The organism is Aminithiophilus ramosus, assembly GCF_018069705.1.
Taxonomy (GTDB): Bacteria; Synergistota; Synergistia; order Synergistales; family Aminithiophilaceae; genus Aminithiophilus; species Aminithiophilus ramosus.
In genome coordinates this window covers 809732-829808 of the sequence record NZ_CP072943.1, presented here as the reverse complement: position 1 = coordinate 829808, position 20077 = coordinate 809732, and the positions used below count along the sequence as shown (strand labels likewise).

Annotated in this window: 20 protein-coding genes, 2 tRNA genes, 1 other RNA gene and 1 other annotated feature (1 of these 24 only partly in view); of the genes, 19 read left to right on the top strand and 4 right to left on the bottom strand. The window is 62.8% G+C overall.

Annotated features, from left to right (window positions below; all coding sequences use genetic code 11):
- Positions 1–17: 17 nt before the first annotated feature.
- The 3 genes from KAR29_RS03740 to ybaK form a co-directional block, all read right to left on the bottom strand.
- Positions 18–1949, bottom strand: coding sequence for an ABC-F family ATP-binding cassette domain-containing protein (locus KAR29_RS03740; protein ID WP_274374298.1), 1932 nt, complete (start codon positions 1947–1949; stop codon positions 18–20).
- 150 nt (positions 1950–2099) lie between these two features.
- Positions 2100–2606 (bottom strand): nitroreductase family protein, encoded by a 507-nt coding sequence (locus KAR29_RS03735; protein WP_274374297.1) that lies wholly within the window; start codon positions 2604–2606, stop codon positions 2100–2102.
- A 27-nt stretch (positions 2607–2633) separates the two neighbouring features.
- A complete protein-coding gene (ybaK, locus tag KAR29_RS03730) occupies positions 2634–3110 on the bottom strand; it encodes a Cys-tRNA(Pro) deacylase (protein WP_274374296.1) in 477 nt (158 codons plus the stop codon).
- 202 nt (positions 3111–3312) lie between these two features.
- Between ybaK and speD the strand changes: the two genes are divergently transcribed.
- The 7 genes from speD to KAR29_RS03695 all read left to right on the top strand — a co-directional run bounded on the left by speD (position 3313) and on the right by KAR29_RS03695 (position 6757).
- Complete coding sequence (gene speD, locus KAR29_RS03725) at positions 3313–4128, top strand: adenosylmethionine decarboxylase (RefSeq protein ID WP_274374295.1); 816 nt, start codon at positions 3313–3315, stop codon at positions 4126–4128.
- Positions 4129–4132: 4 nt separating this feature from the next.
- Positions 4133–4648, top strand: a complete 516-nt coding sequence (gene tadA / locus KAR29_RS03720; RefSeq protein ID WP_274374294.1) for a tRNA adenosine(34) deaminase TadA — start codon at positions 4133–4135, stop codon at positions 4646–4648.
- Between the two features lie 127 nt (positions 4649–4775).
- The gene (locus tag KAR29_RS03715) at positions 4776–5264 is read left to right on the top strand and encodes a hypothetical protein (protein WP_274374293.1); all 489 of its coding nucleotides are present in this window, start codon (positions 4776–4778) and stop codon (positions 5262–5264) included.
- A gap of 466 nt (positions 5265–5730) precedes the next feature.
- Positions 5731–5821 (top strand) — tRNA-Ser (locus KAR29_RS03710).
- 219 nt (positions 5822–6040) lie between these two features.
- Positions 6041–6128 (top strand) — tRNA-Ser (locus tag KAR29_RS03705).
- Positions 6129–6169: 41 nt separating this feature from the next.
- Positions 6170–6268: signal recognition particle sRNA small type (ffs, locus tag KAR29_RS03700), an RNA gene on the top strand.
- A 36-nt stretch (positions 6269–6304) separates the two neighbouring features.
- Positions 6305–6757 carry a hypothetical protein gene (locus tag KAR29_RS03695; RefSeq protein ID WP_274374292.1) on the top strand — a complete coding sequence of 151 codons (453 nt, stop codon included), beginning with the start codon at positions 6305–6307 and terminating at the stop codon, positions 6755–6757.
- 6 nt (positions 6758–6763) lie between these two features.
- On the opposite strand, the gene KAR29_RS03690 is transcribed toward KAR29_RS03695, so the two are convergent.
- Positions 6764–7093, bottom strand: coding sequence for a metal-sensitive transcriptional regulator (locus KAR29_RS03690; protein WP_274374291.1), 330 nt, complete (start codon positions 7091–7093; stop codon positions 6764–6766).
- A 194-nt stretch (positions 7094–7287) separates the two neighbouring features.
- Here KAR29_RS03690 and rpsB point away from each other — a divergent pair, with 194 nt between their 5' ends.
- From rpsB to surE, 12 genes are all read left to right on the top strand, one after another.
- Positions 7288–8124, top strand: a complete 837-nt coding sequence (gene rpsB, locus KAR29_RS03685) for a 30S ribosomal protein S2 (protein WP_274374290.1) — start codon at positions 7288–7290, stop codon at positions 8122–8124.
- 4 nt (positions 8125–8128) lie between these two features.
- Positions 8129–8722, top strand: a complete 594-nt coding sequence (gene tsf / locus KAR29_RS03680) for a translation elongation factor Ts (RefSeq protein ID WP_274374289.1) — start codon at positions 8129–8131, stop codon at positions 8720–8722.
- A gap of 104 nt (positions 8723–8826) precedes the next feature.
- Complete coding sequence (gene pyrH / locus KAR29_RS03675) at positions 8827–9540, top strand: UMP kinase (RefSeq protein WP_274374288.1); 714 nt, start codon at positions 8827–8829, stop codon at positions 9538–9540.
- Positions 9541–9560: 20 nt separating this feature from the next.
- Positions 9561–10118, top strand: coding sequence for a ribosome recycling factor (frr, locus tag KAR29_RS03670; protein WP_274374287.1), 558 nt, complete (start codon positions 9561–9563; stop codon positions 10116–10118).
- Positions 10119–10351: 233 nt separating this feature from the next.
- Positions 10352–11299, top strand: a complete 948-nt coding sequence (gene arcC, locus KAR29_RS03665; RefSeq protein WP_274374286.1) for a carbamate kinase — start codon at positions 10352–10354, stop codon at positions 11297–11299.
- 148 nt (positions 11300–11447) lie between these two features.
- Positions 11448–11882 (top strand): CGGC domain-containing protein, encoded by a 435-nt coding sequence (locus KAR29_RS03660; protein ID WP_274374285.1) that lies wholly within the window; start codon positions 11448–11450, stop codon positions 11880–11882.
- 85 nt (positions 11883–11967) lie between these two features.
- The gene (gene hpf, locus KAR29_RS03655) at positions 11968–12534 is read left to right on the top strand and encodes a ribosome hibernation-promoting factor, HPF/YfiA family (protein ID WP_274374284.1); all 567 of its coding nucleotides are present in this window, start codon (positions 11968–11970) and stop codon (positions 12532–12534) included.
- 255 nt (positions 12535–12789) lie between these two features.
- Entirely contained in the window at positions 12790–14757 is a 1968-nt protein-coding gene (locus KAR29_RS03650) for an ATP-dependent helicase (protein ID WP_274374283.1), read from the top strand.
- Positions 14717–15538 carry a dephospho-CoA kinase gene (coaE, locus tag KAR29_RS03645; protein ID WP_274374282.1) on the top strand — a complete coding sequence of 274 codons (822 nt, stop codon included), beginning with the start codon at positions 14717–14719 and terminating at the stop codon, positions 15536–15538. The genes KAR29_RS03650 and coaE overlap by 41 nt, the downstream gene beginning before the upstream one ends.
- Positions 15535–18168, top strand: coding sequence for a CBS domain-containing protein (locus KAR29_RS03640; protein WP_274374281.1), 2634 nt, complete (start codon positions 15535–15537; stop codon positions 18166–18168). Before coaE ends, KAR29_RS03640 begins: the two co-directional genes overlap by 4 nt.
- Positions 18169–18183: 15 nt before the next feature.
- On the top strand, positions 18184–18780 hold the full coding sequence (locus KAR29_RS03635; protein WP_274374280.1) for a site-2 protease family protein: 597 nt from the start codon (positions 18184–18186) through the stop codon (positions 18778–18780).
- Between the two features lie 12 nt (positions 18781–18792).
- Positions 18793–19608: a 5'/3'-nucleotidase SurE gene (gene surE / locus KAR29_RS03630; protein ID WP_274374279.1), complete on the top strand. Its 816-nt coding sequence runs from the start codon at positions 18793–18795 to the stop codon at positions 19606–19608.
- Between the two features lie 334 nt (positions 19609–19942).
- Positions 19943–20077 (top strand) — a binding site (T-box leader) (it continues 95 nt past the right edge of the window).

Genomic DNA, 20077 nt, shown 5'->3' with positions numbered 1-20077 from the left:
CTCTCCTTTCGGCGCTGTCAGACCGGTCGGGTTTCGACGGCCTCGAGGCGCTCCATGAGCTCTTCCCAGAGGGGAAGGCGGCTCTCTATTTCCCCTTTCGTCTCGTCGAGGGCGATCATGAGGGCCCGGACCCTCTCCGAATCGGCCAGAACCTGGGGGTCGCAGAGGGACCCTTCTATCTCTCTCTTCCTCTTTTCCAGGGTCTCGATGCGTGCCTCGAGGGGGCCCAGGTCGACGAGAATCTCCTGCCGTCTCCTGTAGATTTCGTTGCGCCGCCGGGCCTCGTCGCGCTTGCGTTCCTTTTCCGTCGAGGGTGGCGCTTCCCCCTCGGCCGTCGCCCCGGGAGTCTCCAGCTCGAGGAGACGCGCTCGCCGCTCGATGAAATAGGAGTAGTTGCCGTGGTAGTCGTAGACTCGTCCCTGGCGGATCTCGATGACGCGGGCCGCCAGATCGTCGAGGAAATGGCGGTCGTGGGAGACGATGACGAGGGTTCCGTCGTAGCCGAGAAGGGCCTGCTGGAAGAGCTCCTTCGTGGCCATGTCGAGGTGGTTCGTCGGCTCGTCGAGGACGAGGAAGTTGGAGGGACTCAGGAGGATCTTGAGAAGGCCCAGGCGCGACTTCTCCCCTCCGGAGAGGACGGAGACGGGCTTGTGGATGTCCTCCCCGGAGAAGAGGAAGGCCCCTAAGAGGCTCCGCCTCTGCACTTCGGAGAGAAGAGAGCCCGTGGCCGTCACCTCCTGCCAGACCGTGTTGCCGTAGTCCAGGTTGCGGCTGCTCTCCTGGGAGAAGAAGGCCGGAAGGACGTTGTGTCCCTTGACGATCGTTCCTGCGGAAGGCTCTTCCTGAAAGGCCAGAAGGCGGGAAAGGGTCGACTTCCCGGCGCCGTTGACGCCGACGAGGGCCACCTTCTCTCCCCGGTGGAGGGTGAAGGAGGCGTCGCGGAAGACCTCGAGGTCGCCGTAGCGTCGGGCTGCCCCCTCGACGGCGACGACGTCGTGGCCGCTCCTGGGACAGGGAGGAAACCGGAGCGTCGCCGTCGTCTCGTCGGCCTCGATCTCAATGCGTTCGATCTTCTCGAGCTGTTTGATGCGGCTCTGGACCTGGGTGGCCTTCGTGGCCTTGTAGCGGAAGCGCTCGATGAACTGCTCCGTCCTCTTGATCTCGGCGTCCTGACGCTGCGCCTCCTTCTCGAGGGCCTCCTTTCTCTTGACGCTCTCTTCGAGGTAGTAGGAGAAGTTCCCCTTGTAGAGGGTGATCCGGCCGAGAGCCAGTTCCGCCGTCTCGAAGGTCATCTTGTCGAGAAAACGCCTGTCGTGGGAGATGACGACGAGCGTCCCCCTGTAGTCGCGAAGATAGCCCTCGAGCCATTCGAGGCTTTCCGTGTCGAGATGGTTCGTCGGTTCGTCGAGGAGCATCGTTTTCGGCGCCGCCAAAAGAAGGGCCGCCAGCATGAGGCGCATCTTCCATCCGCCGGAAAAGGCGTCGCAGGAGCGGCGGAGGGACCCCGGGGGAAAGCCCAGGCCGGCAAGGACCTTGGCGGCTCGGGCCTCGAAGGAAAAACCGTCGAGAGCGGCGATCTTGGCGTTGACTCGGTCATAGCGGGACAGTAGGGAGGCATCGGAGGCGTTTTCGGCGATGAGGGCCTCGAGGCGGCGCAGCTCGCCCTCCAGGGGGGCCAGGGAGGCCCGGGCCTTGAGGAAATCGACGACGTCCGCCGGTCCCAGTTCGGCCAGGTCCTGGGCGAGGTAGCCCATCTGCTCTCGGGGGGGCGTCTCGACGGTGCCCTCGTCGAGGGAGGTCTCTCCGGCCAGGACGCGGAGGAGCGTCGTCTTTCCCGCTCCGTTGCGGCCCACGAGCCCCAGTCGTCCTCCGTCGGGAACGGCGAGGGAGAGGTCTCGGAAAAGAACTCTCTCGCCGAAACGCAGTTGACCTTTCGTGATGCGTATCATGGCGTCACCTTTCGGGGTCCGCCCTCGAGGGCGGACCGGGCTGTGGGTGTCAATTCCCCAGGCGGGGACGAGTCATGGTAGCCCCATTGGCGCCGAAATGTCAAAAGATCCCCGGGAGGCCCCGGGGATCTTTCCTGTGTCGCGAAGGGCCTACCAGCCGTTGCGGTGAATCCGGGCCTCGTCGTAGCGGTTCGAGGGCTTTTTCTCCTCGGCGCCGTAACCGACGGCGATGAGGGAAAAGGGGATGATGTTCTCGGGAAGACGGAACATCTCCGTCATGGCCTTCATGAGAGGCTCCTTGGGGTAGATGCCCATCCAGACCGTGGACAGATCCAGGGCCGTCGCCTCGACGAGGATGTTCTCCGTGGCGGCGGCGCAGTCCTGGGGCCAGAAGTCGGAGGCCGTCAGGGTCTCCTGGCGGGAGCAGACGAGGATGGCCATAGGCGCCTCGAGGAGCATCTTCGAATAGGGGTGGACGCCGGGGATGGCGTCGAGATGTTTCCGGTCGTCGATGACGATAAATTCCCAGGGCTGCTGGTTGTGGGCCGAGGGGGCGCTCATGGCGGCCTTGAGAAGGAGCGTCACCTTCTCGGCCGGGACGGGATCGGCCTTGTAGCGGCGGATGCTCCTGCGCGCGAGGACGGGATCGAAAGACATGGCAAAACCTCCTTTTCGGATCGGACCTTATCGGTCTTTGACGAGAGAGCCCACCAGGGCTCCCGTGGCGGCGACGAGATCACCGGGGGCCACCTTGATCTGGAGGCCTCTCTGGCCGGCGCTGACGGAGATGAAGGGGAAGGAGAGGGCCGAGGCGTCGATGAAAAGTCGGTAGGCCTTCTTCGGCGCCAGGGGAGAGACGCCTCCCCGGATGTAACCCGTCAGGGGCTGGACTTCCTTGAGGGGGACCATCTCGACCTTCTTGAAGCCCGCGAGGGCGGCGAGGGCCTTCAGATCCAGATCGCCCGACCCGGGGACGCAGGCCATGACGACTTCCCGGCCGTCGCCGCGGGCGACGAGGGTCTTGAAGACCTGGTCGAGGGGAAGGCCGATCTCGGCCGCCACGTGTTCGGCGCCGAGATGCTCTTCGTCGAAGGCGTATTCGCCCAACTCGTAGGCGATCTTCATCCGGTCCAGGACTCGGGCGGCGTTGGTCTTCTTCAAGAGGCACCTCCTTATGACAGGGAGCGATCCCGACTATTTTATACCCGATCAATTCCCTCAGTCAGCCCCTTCCGATCCTCCGGTGTCCTTTTCCCGTTCAGAAGAACTATAGGCAATTTTTCGGCGCTGCTGTAAAATGAACGTTCGAGACCGGCAAGCCGGGCTCACGATCTTCCTTTCGGAAAGTGGGGGTGATCGGGGGATGGAAATCCGGCCCATTGACAAGCTCAAGCTCTACGGCTTCAACAACCTCACCAAAACCCTGAGTTTCAACATGTACGACATCTGCTACGCACGGACGCGCGACGAGAGTCAGGCCTACATCGACTATGTCGACGAGGAATACAACGCCGACCGTCTGACGCGGATCTTGACGGACGTCTCCAACATCATCGGCGCCAACATCCTCAACGTCGCCAAACAGGACTACGAGCCCCAGGGAGCCAGCGTGACCATGCTCATCTCCGAGGAGCCTCTGGGCTGCGGCAGCCGCGACTGTTCCGGCAAGGAGGTGCCGGGGCCCCTGCCCGACAGCGTGGCGGCCCACCTCGACAAAAGCCACATCACCGTCCATACTTACCCGGAAATTCATCCCGACCAGGGGATCAGCACCTTCCGCGTCGATCTCGACGTCTCGACCTGCGGCAAGATATCGCCCCTGAAGGCCCTCAACTACCTCCTCCATGCCTTCAACCCCGACATCGCCATCGTCGACTACCGCGTCAGGGGCTTCACGCGCGACGTGAGCGGCCGCAAGATCTTCATCGATCACGAGATCAACTCGATCCAGAACTACATCGCCGCCGAAATGCGCGACCTCTACCAGATGATCGACGTCAACGTCTATCAGGAGAACCTCTTCCATACCAAAATGATCCTCCGCGAGTTCGATCTCGACAATTACCTCTTCGACACGACGGAGCAGATGCTCCTGCCCGGAGAGAGAAAGAAGATCCGCAACCGCATCAAAAAAGAGATGCAGGAGATCTTCTCGGGAATGAACATCTCTCAGATCTGAGGCCGTGACTCCCCTAAGCGTTTTTTCCGAGGCCGACAGGGATTTTATGAATCTGGCCCTCGCCGAGGCTCGCCTGGCTCTCGAGACGGGCGATGTCCCCGTCGGGGCCCTTGTCGTATCCGCCGGCCAGGTCGTCGGGCGGGGGCACAACGGCCGCGAGGCCCGGGGCGATCCCTTGGCCCACGCCGAAATGATCGCCCTCGCCCAGGCCGCCCGCACTCTGGGGCGGTGGCGCCTCTCGGACTGCACGCTCTACGTCACCCTCGAGCCCTGTCCCATGTGTGCCGGGGCCATCCTCCAGTGCCGTCTCGGTCACCTCGTCTTCGGCGCCTCCGATTCCCGCGCCGGCTGCTGCGGGACTCTCTACGACCTCCTGGCCGACGGGCGCTTCCCCGTCCGGGTCGCCTGTCGCAGGGGGCTGATGGCTCAGGAGGCCGCCGGGCTCCTGAGCGGGTTCTTCCGCTCCAGGCGAAGGGCGCGAAAAGCCGAGAAAGGACCCGAGCCGCCTTTCTGTCCCTGAAGGGAAGAGGTTCGGGGCTCTCTCCCGGCCAAGCCCGCCGCCGCGGGGTTGCCCCGCCTCTCGCTTTCTCTTCCTCCGGCTGCCCGGGAGCCGGGACTTCTTCCGAATCTGTCGGGAGGTTTTCGTCGTGACCCCTGATCTCGTCCTCCTTCAGCTGGTGATGAGCCTCGTCGCCGCCCTCTCCGGTTTCGCCATGATTCTCCTCTGGAGCCTCAACCGTTCCGAGAGAGGTCCCGGCTGCTGGGCCCTGGCGGGGCTCGTCGGAGGAGGGCTCTTCCCCCTCTACTCGCTCCTGGGGGACTACAGCATGTTTTTCAACATGGCCGCCTCCCTTTCGGCGATGCTCCTTCTGCTGGAAGGCATTCTCCGCTTCCGCCGTTTCGGCGGCGAAAAGCCGCGCAAGGGCATCGTTGCCCTCGGCATCGTCCTCTTCGTCGCCCTTTCCTACGTCAACCGGAGCAGCGCCGCGGCGAGATGCCTTGTCAACGACGGTCTCTTCGCCGTCATGCTCCTCCTCATGGTCTTTTCCCTTCTTTACGGAACGCGGGGGACGGAGCGTCGCGTCTACCTCGTCGTTGCCCTTCCCAGCCTCCTCTTCTCCGCCGTCATGACCTAGCAGCCGACGCGAGGATGTACGAGGAGAAACGAGGTGCCCCCTCGACGAGTCTCTTCGCGCCCGGCGTCTGATCGTTGGGAGGAGATAAGGACTCTGGCCGCCTGGCGAGGCGCTTGATCTGCCCTGTGCGGATTCGTGCGAGCAGGCAGCTTCGATGACGAAGAGGGGACTGACGGCCCGGTTCCAGGCCTTCGGCCGGGGAACGGTCTTCTCGGCTGCCTTGACGTCGGCGCAGGGGGCGAGGCGTTTCGGCGCGGCGATTCGCGGCGTGGAGTCCCGTCGGATGACGGTCCCGCTAGACGGTCTCCCCCCTGTGCTGCACGGAAAAGACTTGAGCGGGGCTTGCGGCGGTAACGGCGCGATTCGATCCGGCGTCTAACCGGCATCTCCGGCGGAGAGGTGACGCTCTTTCTCCGCCTTGCCTCTGGCGTCGAGGCCTCTCCTGTGTTAGAATCGTCGTCGCGATGGAGGAGTGGCCGAGCGGTCGAAGGCGCTTGACTCGAAATCAAGTGAGGGACTTTGTTCCTCCGTGGGTTCAAATCCCACCTCCTCCGCCATAGAATCTTCAGAAGCCGTCAGGGGCCCAGTGTCTCGGCGGCCTTTTTGTTCCCGTCTTCAGGGTAGGGGAGCGTCGAAGGTCCCGGTTCGTCGCCGTACCTCGCAATCGAGAGGCTCCCCGGAGAGGACGGACGACGAAGGCGGCATCGCCGAGGGAGCAGGGGCGCTCTTCGCCCCTTGCGAGGGCCGTCGAAAGATGCTAAAATTCATCCTGTTGCGGAGGGGTGGCCGAGTGGTCGAAGGCGGGCGCTTGGAGAGCGTCTGAACGGCGACGTTCCGTGGGTTCAAATCCCACCTCCTCCGCCATTTTTTGTATGTTTAGATCGATTGAACGGTTTTCCGCTGGAGGTCCAGTCCCGTGCGGCGAAAACCCCCGAACTCCGCCAGGCCCGGAAGGGAGCAACGGTAGGGGATCTTTTCGGGTGCCACGGGGATTCTGGGCCTCCAGCGGAGGACCGTTTTCCTTGTCGGGAGGGATGATGATGAAGGAGCGCTTCCTTGAACCTCTCCTGGCCGTCGAGGCCGGTGATCGGCTGCTGCTGGCCCCGGTCTTTTCCGTCGACGTCGAAATCTACGAAAGAGGTCTGCTCAGACGTCCCTCCTACCGCAGGGTGCGGCTATGGGTGGACGGCCTGACGGGGAGGGAGCTGGCCCCTCTTCGGGAGCCGACTCCCTCTTTCCTTCCCCTTGAGGGGCGCTCCGTCCCTCCTCGTCTGTCGGAGGCCAAGGTCCTTTTCGTGGCCGAAGGCAGCCGATGCGGCGTTCCCGAAGGCTGGCGGGGGTGGGGCCGTTACGCCTCCGTTCAGGTCCTTCCCCAGAGCCTCTCGATGGATTGGCGCTACCTGATCCGCCGAGGCGATCGACTTCTCGACGGGCTGACGGGGGATGACCACGAACTGGGCATCTTGGCTCCCTTTCTGGAGAGCGGGCTCTGACTCGGTTTAAGCCTCTTCGTGCTTGTCGTCGCATTCCGCCGGCAGGGGGGCGATGTCGATGAGAGTGCCGATGAGGCTCTCCATCTCGCTCAGATCTGTCTCTCCCTGCTCGGCCAGGCATTTGCGGACGTAGTTCTTGAGGATCTCGATGCAGGCCTGCTGCATCGCTTTTCTGGCAGCCGAAAGCTGGACGAGAATGGAGTGGCAGGGCTGATCCTCGACGATCATGCGCTGAATGCCCCGAAGCTGTCCCTCGACGCGCTTGAGGCGGTTGAGCATGGCCTTCCTCTCCGGCGAGAGGTTCTCGATTTCCCGGATCAGGGACTGTTTGGCCACAGTAATTCCTCCTTGTCGATTATGAATACGAATACGGGGTATATTTTAGTTGAACGACGGTTGAAGGTCAACCGGGGGCTGTGATATACTTGCCGATGGCCCTTATCACGCACACGTCCCGATGCCTTCGGCGTTCCCCTCAGGGGTCCGAGGCAGTGGAAGGGCGTGGAGGGAAAAACGAAGGAGGTTATTTTATGGGTATCGTAACGATGAAGCAGCTCCTGGAGTGCGGCGTCCATTTCGGACACCAGACACGACGTTGGAATCCCAAGATGAAGCCCTACATCTTCACGGAGAGAAACGGCGTCTACATCGTCGACCTCCAGAAGACGGTCAAGGGCCTCGAGAAAGCCTATGATTTCCTGCGCGAAGTCTCCAAGGGAGGCGGCACGGTCCTTTTCGTCGGAACGAAGCGCCAGGCCCAGGAGACGATCCGTGAAGAGGCCCTGCGCTCGGGCATGCACTACATCAACCAGCGCTGGCTCGGCGGTCTTTTGACCAACTTCCCCACGATCCGCAAGCGCGTCACGCGCATGGTGGAGCTCCAGAAGATGGAAGAAGAGGGCTCCTACGAGAAGATGCCCAAGAAGGAAGTCGTCCAGCTCCGCAAGATCAGGGAGAAGCTCGAGAAGTACCTCCTGGGAATCCGCGAGATGAAGGAGGCGCCTGACGCCCTCTTCGTCATCGATCCCCGCCGCGAGGAGATCGCCATCCGCGAGGCCCGCAAGCTTGGCATCCCCGTCATCGCCATCGTCGACACCAACTGCGATCCCGAGATCATCGATTTTCCCATCCCCGGCAACGATGACGCCATCAGGGCCATCAAGCTGATGACGAAGCTCATGGCCGATGCCGTCGTCGAGGGACGCCAGGGCGTCGACGGCTATGTCGATCCCGAGGCCGACGAGGGTGGCGCCTCTGAGCCCGTCGACATCGAAATTCGCGAGAAACTGCACGAGACCTACGGCGAAGTAGGGGAAAAGCTCGTCAAGGAAGGCATCGAAGAGCATAAAGGCTGGAAGGAGGCCTAGGTCCATGGCTGTCGATATGGAAGCTGTCAAGGAACTTAGAGCGATGAGCGGCGCCGGCGTTCTCGACTGCAAGAAGGCCCTCGCCGAGTGCGGCGGCGACGTCGGGAAGGCCGCCGATCATCTCCGCGAGAAGGGGCTGGCCAAGGCCGCCAAGAAGATGGAGCGGACGGCCTCGCAGGGCGTCATCTTCAGCTACATCCACACGACGGGCAAGATCGGCACTCTCCTGGAGCTGAACTGCGAGACCGACTTCGTCGCGCGCACCGACGAATTCCTCTCCCTGGGTCACGAGATCGCCATGCACATCGCCGCCGCCTCTCCCCAGTATCTCCTTCCCGAAGAGGTCCCCGCCGAGGTGCTCGAGAAGGAAAAGGAGATCTTCAAGGCTCAAGCTCTCGAGGAGGGCAAGCCGGCCCACATCGTCGAGAAGATCGCCGAGGGGCGGGTCAAGAAATTCTACGAGGAGAACTGTCTCCTCGAGCAGGGTTACATCCGCGACCAGGACAGGAAGATCCGCGACCTCGTCATGGGAGCCATCGCCAAGTTGGGCGAGAATATCGTCATCCGACGTTTCTCCCGCTTCTCCATCGGAGAGTAGAGGAGCCCTTTTCACTCAAGGGGGCGAGGCGAAAGCCCCGCCCCCTTTTCGTGTCCGCCCGCGGCCTTCGGCCCGCTTCGCCTTCTTCGGAGGAGGTCCCATTCATGAGTTCCTACAGGCGCGTGCTCCTCAAGCTCTCGGGAGAAATTCTCGCCGGCCAGGCCGGATTCGGCCTCGACCTCACCGAGGTCCAGAAGATCGCCCGCAATATCGCCGACGCGGCCCGTTCCGGCCTTGAGATCGCCCTTGTCGTCGGAGGGGGTAACATCTTCCGGGGCATTCAGGCCGTCGACAAGGGATTCGACAGGGCGCAGGCCGACAATATGGGCATGTTGGCCACGGTCATCAACGCCCTGGCTCTGCAGGATGCTCTGGAGCGCCTCGACGTCCCCACTCGCGTTCAGACGGCCATCGAGATGCGTGAGCTGGCCGAGCCCTTCATCCGGCGCCGTGCCCTGAGCCATCTCGAAAAGGGGCGCGTCGTCATCTTCGCCGCAGGGACGGGTTCCCCCTATTTCTCGACCGATACGGCCGCCGCCCTTCGGGCCGCCGAAATAGGCGCCGACTGTGTGTTGAAGGGAACGAAGGTCGATGGTATATATGATAGAGACCCCGTGAAGTATCCTGAGGCGAAGCGTTTTTCGCGCATCACCTACCTTGAGGCCCTCCAGAGACAGCTCAAGGTCATGGATGCGGCGGCCTTCTCTCTTTGCATGGAGAACGGGATTCCCATCGTCGTCTTCGACATCCATGGAGAGGGGAACCTGAAGAAATTGCTCGTCGACGGAGAGGACGTGGGAACTCTCGTGACCTCTTAACCGAAAAGGAGTGATGAGCGATGCCAACGAAGGAGATCGCCAGACTGAAGCAGCAGATGGAAAAGACCGTCGAGCACCTCAAGGGAGAGTACCTGGGCATCAGGACCGGCCGGGCTCACCCCGCCCTGGTCGAAGAGATCAAAGTCGACTATTACGGCACACAGACTCCCGTCAAGCAGATGGGCAACGTCACCGTTCCCGATCCCCGTCAGCTTCTCATCACCCCCTGGGACAAGACGGCCCTCAAGGCCATAGAAAAGGGCATTCTGGCCTCCTCTCTGGGCGTCACGCCCGTCGTCGACGGCGAGGCCGTCCGTCTCACCCTGCCCGAGCTGAACCGTCAGCGCCGCATCGAACTCACCAAGTTGGTGCGCAAGTATGGCGAGGATGCCAAGGTGGCCCTGCGCAACCTCCGCCGCGACGGCGTCGAGACGATGAAGAGGATGGAAAAGGAAAGCCTCATCAGCGAAGATGACCTTCGCCGCTACCAGAAGGAAATTCAGGATCTCACCGATGAATTCTCCAAGAAGGTCGATGCCGCTCAGGGGATGAAAGAGAAGGAAATCCTCGAGGACTGACCGTTCCGTCGGCAGGCGACATCTTGTCGGAGGCGGCGGGGGCGTAAGCCCTCGTCGCCTTTTTTTCTTCGGGAAGGGCTGTCTCTGAACAATGTCAATATTTGAGTTTATATTTCATCTTTATTTTATTGCTTGTTCCGGCGGCAGGACCTATACTGGACCGGTAAACGAAGAAGTCCGATCGTCTCCCCAAGGGAGATCGACTTATCTTGAAGACCGGTGGTGATCGGCAGATGGGGAAAAGAGTGCTTGTGGCCCTCGGAGGCAATGCCATCCTCCAGAGCGGACAGAGAGGGACATTCGCGGAGCAGCTCGAGAACGTCCGCATCACGGCCAGACAGATCGTCAGGATGCTTCAGGAGGGCCATGAGATCGTCGTCACCCACGGGAACGGTCCTCAGGTCGGCGCCATCCTGATCCGCCACGAGTTGGGCAGCGCCAAGGTTCCCGCCATGCCCATGGACGTCTGCGGCGGCGAGAGCCAGGGCTTCATCGGCTACATGTTCTGCCAGAGCCTCCACAATGAGATGGCCAAGGCCGGCCTCGTCGGCCACGACCCCGTCTGTGTCGTCACCCAGGTCGAGGTCGATCCTGCCGATCCCGCCTTCGCCAACCCGGCCAAGCCCGTCGGTCCCTTCTACACCGAGGAGCAGGCCAAGGCCCGCGCCGCGGCCACGGGCGAGCATTGGATCGAGGATTCGGGCCGTGGATGGCGCCGCGTCGTCCCCTCGCCCGATCCGAAAAGAATCGTCGAGGCCGGCGCCGTCGTGAAACTCATCGAGGCCGGCTGCGTCGTCGTCGCCTCGGGTGGCGGGGGCATCCCCGTCATGCGTCTCGAAGACGGTCAGCTCAAGGGCGTCGAGGCCGTCATCGACAAGGATCTGGCCGGCGAGCGGCTGGCGCAGGCCGTGGGCGCCGATGTCTTCATGGTTCTCACCGACGTGCCTCAGGTGGCCCTCGATTTTCGCACGCCTCAGGAGCGCTGGCTCGGCGAGGTTTCCGCCTCGGAGATGGAGCGCTACCAGAGCGAAGGGCATTTCAGGGCCGGAAGCATGGGCCCCAAGGTGGCCGCCGCCCTCCGCTTCGTCCGCAACGGAGGCGAGCGTGCCGTCATCGCCTGTCTCGACGAGGCCCTCGAGGCCCTGGAAGGCCGGGCCGGCACGCGTATCGTCCGCGACTAGGCGTCTTGGTTTCTCTCTGCGGGAGAGAGGGTCTTCTCCCCTTTCGGTCGCGGGGGATCACTGCCGCAGGTTTCTCGGGCCGCCGCGTCGACGTGGCGGCCCTTTCGTGTTTTGATGGGGCCATTCCATCCCGACGGGAGGCTTTCTCGTGACCAGTCTCATCGTGATCATCCAGTGCCAGATCGCCCACAACCGATGCAGCGGTTTCGCCTGTTCCCATTCTTTCTACGAGAGGACGGGCAGGTTCGTCGATTATCCCCAGGGGCTGCGCTATCTCTCCTTCACGTGCGGCGGCTGCTGCGGCAAGAGCGTGGCGGCCAAGATGGAGCACCTGGCCCGGAAGCTGCGAGAGAAGACGGACGTCGGAGTCGATGATGTCGTCGTCCATCTGGCCTCCTGCATGGTGACCGATAACCACCATTACGATCGCTGTCCTCACGTGGACTATATCAAGGCCATTCTTGCCAAGAAGGGTTTTCGGAACGTCGTCGAAGGGTCCTTCATCAGTCGAACGTCGACGGAGCTGCGTCACCGAGGCGTCTACTGCGACTACGTCGATGGTCCTTCCGCAGAGGGGCGGTAGGGGAGCGGCCGCCCTGCGACCTTTGAGGGCCTCGCTGAAAGTGTTACAATAGGGATGTCACGATTCGATGATTGGAGGAATGCCCATGGACATCCGGTACGTGAGCCGAAACGTCGATCTCAGCGATGCCGTCAAGGACCATATGGAGAAGAAGCTGGGCAAGCTCGAGAAGTTTTTCGAGCGCATTCTCAGCTCCCAGGTCGAGATGAGCTTCAGCCGTGGCATGTTCGTGGTGGAAATTACTTCCGACGTCAACGGTGTCGTCATGAGAGGCGAAGATCATGCCAACGACCTTCGCAAGGCTTTCGACAGGTCGCTCAAGAACATCGAGCGCCAGGTCAAACGCCATAAGGAGTATCTGACCGATCGGGCCCAGATGAAGACCCACGATGTCTCCTTCGAGATCTTCGACGCCGAAGAGCTCATGGGCGAGCTGCAGTCGCCCCAGTCGGCCGAGGCGGAGGACATCGACGCCATCGTCAAGATCAAGCGTTTCCCCATGCGTCCCATGTCGGCTCAGGAGGCGACGATGCAGATGGACCTTCTCGGCCATTCCTTCTTCGTCTTCCGCAACGCCGACGAGGGCGACGGCATCAACGTCGTCTACCGCCGCCGCTCAGGTGGCTACGGGCTCATCACGCCCGAGATCTGACCGTCCTCCGGCTCGGGGTCTTTCCCCTCGGCGAGCCTCGCCGGAGTTCCTGACGGGAAAGACCGAAGGGATTTCGACGAAGGCGCCGTTTGCGGCGCCTTCTTTATGTCCGGGGGAGCCGGATCGGCCGGAGGAAAGGTCCTCTTGCGGTGCCCCGCTCGTTTCGGAGGTGAAAAGGTCGATGACACTCGTTCTCGGAAGAATAGGGCCGAAGCCGGCCGCTGAAGAAAGCCGTCGCCAAGAGGGAAGGGCACGATGAGATCCCTTCTGGAGGGACTCAACGGCCGACAGCACGAGGCCGTGGTCTACTGCGACGGTCCCCTTCTCGTTCTTGCCGGGGCGGGCAGCGGCAAGACGAGCGTGCTGACGCACAAGCTCGCCTATCTCGTCGAGGAGAGAGGGATCCCTTCCCGTCGCCTTCTTGCCGTCACCTTCACGAACAAGGCGGCCCGGGAGATGGCGACGCGCGTCACCGACCTCCTCGGGCCCGGCCGCGGGGAGATGGAGGTCCTCACCTTCCACGCCTGGGGGCTGCGCTGGCTTCTGCGCCACAGGGTCCTCCTCGAAGAGCGGGGTTTCGGGAAAAACTTCGTCATCTTCGACAGGGCCGATAGCCGCAACCTCGTCAAGCGTCTCCGCACGGAGTTCAATCTCGACGAGCAACGTTACGACACGGCCTGGATTCTGGGAGAGATGTCGCGGGGCAAGACGGAGTGCGATCTTCGGACGCTCCGGCCCGATAAGCTGGCCGCTCCCTGGAGCGATTTCTACGGCCGCTACCAGGAGGAGCTCCGACGCCAGGGAGCTCTCGATTTCGATGACCTCCTCGTCCTCCCTCTCCACCTCCTTCTGACCGACGCCGAGGCTCTGCAGGTCGAGAGAAACCGCTACGATTGGATTCTCGTCGACGAGTATCAGGATGTGAACCGCCTTCAATATCGCCTTCTCAAGCTCCTCTCGGGAGGGGGGGCGTCCCTCATGGTCGTCGGCGATCCCGATCAGTCCATTTACGGCTGGCGCGGCGCCGATATGTCCATGATCCTCCGTTTCGAGACGGATTTTCCCGGCGCGAAGACGGTCGTTCTCGATCAGAACTACCGCTCGACGGGCATGATCCTCGACGGCGCCAACGAGGTCATTTCCCGAAACAGGCTGCGGCCGCCCAAGGAGCTCTGGACGGCCCGAGACAGGGGCGAGAAGATTTATTCCCTTCTGGCGCCGAGCGAGGAGGCCGAGGCGCGCTTCGTCGTCGACCGCATCGAGGAGCTTCACGCCTCGGGCTTCCGCTACGGCGATATGGCTCTCCTCTACCGGATGAATGCCCTGAGCCGCCTCTACGAACAGCGTCTCGTCGAGGCGGCCATCCCGTACCGCATCGTCAGAGGGACGAGTTTCTATGAGCGCCGCGAGGTGAAAGACGTCCTGGCCTATCTGAGGCTGGCCGTCAATCCCCGGGACAGGGCCTCGCTGGAGAGGATCGGCAATGTTCCGACGCGGGGACTGGGCCCCAAGAGTCTGGAACGTCTGGCGGACCATCTGGGCCGGATTCCCCTGACGGAGCCGCAGAAGATCTGGCGGTCTCTGTCTGCAGGCTGTGGACTCAAGGGCAAGGCCGCACAGGGGGCTCTGGAGTTGGCCGGCCATATGGAACACCTCCTCGATCGGAGCGATGATTTCGGCGAGGCCCTTCGTTACGTCCTCGGCGATGTCGATTACGGCGCCTTCCTGGCCGAATACGACAAGGAGGGTTGGGAGGAGCGCGTCGAGAACGTCCTCGAAATCCTTTCCGTCGTTCCTCCCGGTCTTCCTTTGGCCGAGGCCCTCGTCGAGCTGGCCCTTTTCACCGATCAGGAGAGCTCTCTCGACGACGAGGACCGCGTCAATCTCCTGACGCTTCACGCCGCCAAGGGGCTCGAGTTTCCCGTCGTCTTCGTCGTCGCCATGGAAGAGGGCATCTTCCCCCATGCCCGTTGTCTCGACGAGGAGAGTCAGGGGCTCGAGGAGGAACGCCGTCTCTGTTACGTGGCCATGACGCGCGCCGAGGATCGTCTTTTCCTATCGGGGGCCCGAAGCCGTCTTCTTTTCGGGACGCTTCAGGCCAACGGCTATTCCCGTTTCCTTCAGGAGATTCCCGATCGCTTCAAGACCGTCGACGACCGCAGCCGGGAGGGAGTGACGCGCCATGTGGGTTACCGGTCTCACTGGGGATATCGGCGCCGGTAAATCGACGGTGGCCTCTCTCTTTTCCGACAGGGGAGCCGTCGTCCTCGATGCCGACGACATCGTGCGCGGTCTCTGGCGACGTCCTGCCTTCGTCGAGGCCGCCCGTCTCCGCTGGGGAGAGGAGGTCCTTGACGAAGAGGGACGCATCCAGCCCTCGGCCGTGGCCTCCCGTGCCTTTGCCTCCGACGGGGAGTATCACTGGCTCTGTGACCTTCTTCATGGGCCCGTCTTTCTCGAGATGGAGCGTCGTCTGGCCTCCCTTTCTGGCTGGGTCGTCGCCGAAGTGCCCCTCCTTTTCGAGTCTGGTCCCCCCTTTTGGGTCGATGAGACGGTCTACGTGACGGCTTCGGCTCCGACACGGGCCCGACGCAACGCCTTCCGCGGTCTCGACGGCGCCCACCTTTCCGCCCGGGAGCGTTTCCTCCTCCCCTCGGAGGAGAAACGTCGTCGGGCCCACTTCGTCGTCGACAACGACGCCTCCCTTGAGGTGCTGGCCCGAAGGGCGGAGACGCTCGGCCGGGACTTCGCCGATCTTGGAGGGATGGGGCTTTTCCTCTCTCTCGGAGGGGGGGAGGGCTTCGCCGAGGCCCTCGCCGGAGGGCGGTTGGCCGTCTCTCTCCCTTCCGTCTCCGGCCAGGGCCTTTTTCTGGGGCTGGAGCGTCGCTTCCCCGATGTGGCCCGTCTTGCCGAGGCCTTTTCCGTCGAGGTCCTCCTTTTCGACCTTCCCCGGAGGCTTGCGAGGGGAACCGCCCGCCGTGCCCTGGAGTGTCTCGATCGATGAGGCTCATCACGAGCCACATCGGCTCCGACTTCGATTCCCTGGCCTCCATGGTGGCGGCCTCCAAACTCTACGACGGCGCCGTCCTGAGCTTTTCCGGCTCGGCGGGGCGGACGGTCCGGGAGTTTCTCAAACGCTTTCCCGGCCGCTGGGAGGTCCTGACGCCGAGAAAAATCACTTTGGCCGACGTGGAGCTTCTCGTCATCGTCGATGCCCGATCCCGATCCCGTCTCGGCGCCTTTGCTCCCCTTCTGGATAGACCTTCCGTCGAAGTTCATCTCTACGACCATCATCCCCCCTCTTTGGACGAGATCGAGGCCGAAAAGAGCGTCATCGAGCCCGTGGGAGCCGTGACGACGCTCATGGTCGAGATCCTCCTCGGCGAGGGGATTCCCATCTCTCCTCAGGAGGCGACCCTTTTCGTCCTGGGCATCTACGAGGACACGGGAGCCCTCACCTTCGGCTCCACCTGCCGCCGCGACTTCGAGGCCGTGGCCCGTCTTCGAGAGCTGGGGGCCGATATGACTCTCATCCCTCTCTACGTCGAGATGGCCCTTTCGGCTCCCGAGCGACGCCTCCAGGATCTTCTCGTGGACCGTGCCTGGGAGCGCTATATCAACGGAGCCCGCGTCGTTTTGTCCACGTTGAGTCTCGACCATTACGTCGAGGGCCTTTCCCTCTTCGTCCACCGTCTCCGGGACTACTTCGACGCGGACATCTCCCTCGTCGCCGTTTCCATGGAGAAGAGGACCTACGTCGTCGGTCGAAGCCGCGAGGGTATCCTCGACGTGGCCCTTTTCCTGGCCCCTCTTGGCGGCGGCGGTCACCCCCAGGCGGCGTCGGTGACGTTGACAGGCGTGGAGCCGTCCCGGATCCTGGCCGATTTGGAGAAGGCTCTGGAGGGGGCCGTCGCTCCCTCCCTCCTCGTCCGGGACGTCATGACCCGTCCCGTCATGGCCGTCGAGGCCTCCATCTCCCTTGACGAGGCCTATCGGGTCATGATCCGCTACGGACATGCCGCCCTTCCCGTCACCGTCGGGGGACGTCTGAAAGGAATCATGACCCGCAAAGACCTCGACAAGGCCAAGCTTCACGGCCTGGGCCAGGTCCGGGTCGCCGAATACATGACGGAAGGCGTTCTCTCGCTCCGCCCCGAGGCCTCCATCGCCGAGGCTCACCGCATGATGGTGGTCCACAATATCGGCCGTCTCCCCGTCGTCGTCGATGGCGAGCTTCAGGGCATCGTCACCAGGACGGACATGCTTCGGGCCCTCTACCCGGCCTCCCTTCCTCCGGAGGAGCGCCGCTTCGGCCACGACTACCCCTGGCAGGAAGATCTGACGGATCTCATGGTCCGGCGTCTCTCGGAGGAGACGAACGATCTCCTCCGTCGGCTGGGGCGGATGGCCGAAAGTCTCTCCATGAGAGCCTATGCCGTCGGCGGCTTCGTCCGCGATCTTCTCCTGGGCCGGACCAACCTCGATCTGGATATCGTCATCGAAGGCGACGGCGTGGCCTTCATGAAGGCCTGGGAGAGGGAGGGCTACCGCGTCTCCGTGCATGAGCGTTTCCGAACGGGAATGATTGTCTTTCCCGGTCCAAGGAAGGTCGATGTCGCCACGGCTCGGCGCGAGTTCTACGAGTTTCCCGTGGCCCAGCCCACAGTGGCCAGCGATTCCCTCAAACACGATCTCTACCGGCGCGACTTCACCGTCAACGCCATGGCCATCGCCCTGGGGGAGAGGGACTGGGGGACTCTTGTCGATTATTTCGGCGGCCGCCGCGACCTGAGGAGGGGCTTCCTCAAGGTGCTCCACAATCTGAGCTTCGTCGAGGACCCGACGCGCGTTTTTCGTGCCGTCCGGCTCGAACAGCGCCTCAAGCTCAAGATGGAGGAGAACACGGTTCGCCTCCTGACGAGCTGTGTCCGAGGAGGTCTTCTCTCCCTCCTTTCGGGACTGCGCGTCAAGAGCGAGGTGGAAATCCTTTTTCACGAGGCTCTGCCCCTGCCGGCCATCCGCCGTCTTCGCGAGTTCGGGGCCTGGGAGGTCCTCTTTCCCGGGCTGGCCGTCGACTCCCGCACGGATCGCGTCGTCCGCCGTCTGACCGTCTTTTTCCGCCGTCTTCACCGTGATCTTCCGCCCCTCGAGGCGTCGCTCTGGCTCGTCTATCTGGCATCGCTTCTTTTCGGCAGTGACGAAGCCGTTCAGAGGAGCGTCATGGACAGGCTCCACCTGACTCCGGCGGAGCGTCACGTCCTTTCCCTCGCTCTTTTCTCCCTCGGTGCCGCCGAGAACGATCTGGGCGGACGGGGAGAGAGACGCCCTTCGGAGATCTGCCGGGCCCTGACGGGCGTCCCCCTCGCCGTCTGCCTCTTCTGGGCCGCCGCCACGGAGAGACAGAGGATACGAAGACGTCTCCTCCTTTTCCTCACGAGGTGGCACAAGGTGCGCCCCATGCTGACGGGGCGGGATATCCTCGACCTGGGATACAGACGAGGCCCTCTCGTGGGGAAGATCCTCGACGCGCTTCTGACGGCTCGCCTCGACGGCTCTGTGGAAACGCGCGAAGAAGAGATACAATGGGTGCTCGACACCTATCCGGGCGCCGCTCCGGACACGGAAAGGAAGTGACCGACCCTGTTTCGCATGCCCGATTTGACGCAGCTTCTGTTGAGCCTCCCGGCCGTCCTCTGGGCCATAACCTTTCACGAGTTCTGTCACGGTTACGTGGCCTACAGGCTGGGCGATCCGACGCCCAAACTTCGGGGACGGCTGACCCTCAACCCCTTGGCCCATCTCGATCCCATGGGAGCCCTCATGCTCCTTCTCTTCCGCTTCGGCTGGGCCAAGCCTGTCCCCATCGACACGCGTTATTTCCGCAGGCCTCGACGCGACATCGTTCTCGTCTCCCTGGCCGGGGCGGGAGGAAACCTGCTGACGGCCGTCGTCTGCGGCCTCGTCGTCCGCGTCTTGCCCTACCCCTTCGTGCACAACTACGCGCTGGGGCTGTTCATCCAGCTCATGATCCTCATCAACATCGGCCTGGCCGTCTTCAACCTCATTCCCATTCCCCCCCTCGACGGCTCGAAACTGCTCTACGTCTTCCTGCCCGGTCGTTGGATGGAGGGGTTCTTCTGGCTCGAGCGCTACGGCATGTTCGTCCTCATGGGCCTTCTTTTCCTGGGAATCCTTCCGGCCATCATGAGCCCCATCGTCTTCTTCCTCTACAGGCTGATCCTCTAGGAGGGAACCTCCATGCGCGTCCTCGTCACCAACGATGACGGCGTCTACGCGCCGGGCATCGCCGTTCTGACGGTCTTCCTCGCCGAGGCGGGCCACGAGCCCGTCGTCGTCGCTCCCGATCGGGAGCGGAGCAGCGTCGGCCATGCCATCACGCTCAACCGTCCCCTGAAGCTTCAGAAAATCACCGGCCCCTATCCGGAGGCGGTCGCGGCCTATTCCTGTGACGGAACGCCCTCGGACAGCGTCGTCCTCGGCCTGGAGGAGATCGCTCCCGATATCGCCGTCGTCTTCTCCGGCATCAACAAGGGCCCCAACCTGGGCGACGATCTGACCTATTCGGGGACGGTCTCGGCCGCCATGGAAGGGCTCGTCTTCGGCAGGACCTCGGTCGCTTTCTCGCTCGATTGTCGCGAGGAGGATGGAGAACGTCACTATGAAACGGCAGGAACCTTCGCCGTACACCTTCTGAAGTGGTTATCGGATAATCCGCTGCCGACGGGTGTCCTTCTCAACGTCAACGTCCCCAATCTTTCCCCTTCCCTTGTCAAAGGCGTCCAGATCACGCGCAAGGGGATTCGGGCCTATGAGGGCAAGGTCAATCGCCTTCAGGACCCTCACGGCCGCACCTATTACTGGGTCGCCGGTCGCGTGGAGGACGAGCTCGTAGAGGGGACGGACGTTTGGGCCGTCGCCCACGGCTACATTTCCGTCACGCCTATTCACCTCGATATGACCCACTATCCCTCGCTGGAGATTCTCTGCGGCCGGGGGTTGGCGGAGATCGATCTGGAGCGGAGGGCCCTCCCTGATCGGGAATCGACCTCGTAGCCCTTCTTTTCCGATTCCGATGGGATCTTCTGCCCGGGCCCCTGCGAAAAGACCGATCGGGAAGACCTGTCCCGGTTCATCCTGTCGGAGCGTCTCCCCTCGTTCCCACGAGGCGTCCCGGTCCGGTCCTTCCCGAAATCCTGCCCTGCAGCGCGACACGATCCTTGTCCGGCGACACAGGGGTGGCTGAGGGGGTTGACAACATCTCTGTCCCTCGCTATACTCCCCTTCAACGAGTGGAAGCCACACTTCAGGAGGTCCGCTTTCGATGAAAGCCTTTGCCCGATTGAGACGAGTCCGATGTGAAAGACCTACTTCGACGTTCACGCCCAATATGGGGGCGGAGACGGGGAAGAGTAGGCCTGTGGCTCGTCGACAGAGAGGGATCGCCTAGGCTGAAAGCGATTCTCGACGGCAAGGCCGAATAGAGCCCCTGAGCCTCTTTCCGAAGAAAGGCCCTGCCAAGTAG